The organism is Rhizobium sp. P1_E6, assembly GCF_056405875.1.
The window spans coordinates 1-568 of sequence record NZ_JBFUBG010000367.1 but is presented as its reverse complement, the minus strand read 5'-3'; the positions used below and the strand labels follow the sequence as shown (position 1 = coordinate 568).

The 568-nt window shown below is 58.3% G+C and carries 1 protein-coding gene; it reads right to left on the bottom strand.

From position 1 onward, the window contains the following. Window positions 1-568, bottom strand: a 568-nt coding sequence (locus AC1D35_RS36780; protein ID WP_477943005.1) for a carboxyl transferase domain-containing protein, incomplete at both ends; no start/stop codon positions are given.

Below are 568 nucleotides of genomic sequence, written 5' to 3'. Positions count from 1 at the left end.
ACCATCGGCACGGTCGCCTGGCTATAGGCAAACAGGAGCTTTGCGCCATGCTTGATGACCCCATCATATTCCTGCGACGTGCCGGGAAGAAAACCTGGAACGTCCACAAGCGTGAGGATCGGAATGTTGAACGCATCACAGAAGCGCACGAACCGCGCGGCCTTCCGTGAGGAATCAATGTCGAGACAGCCGGCAAGCACCATGGGCTGGTTTGCAACGACACCGACCGATTGCCCTTCGATGCGCATGAAGCCGGTGATGATGTTTTTCGCGAATGCTTCCTGGATCTCGAAAAACGCGCCTTCATCCGCGATAGCGACGATCAGTTCGCGCATGTCATAGGGCTTGTTCGACGAGTCAGGGATGAGGGTGTCGAGGCGTTGCTCGAGGCGTGCCGGATCATCGAAGAACGGACGGGTCGGCGCCGGTTCGCGATTATTGAGCGGCAGGAAATCGAAAAGTAGCCGGATCTGCTCCAGAGCCTCGACATCGTTTTCGAAGGCGCCGTCAGCGACCGACGATTTCGTGGTGTGCGTCCTTGCGCCGCCGAGTTCCTCTGCGGTGACGA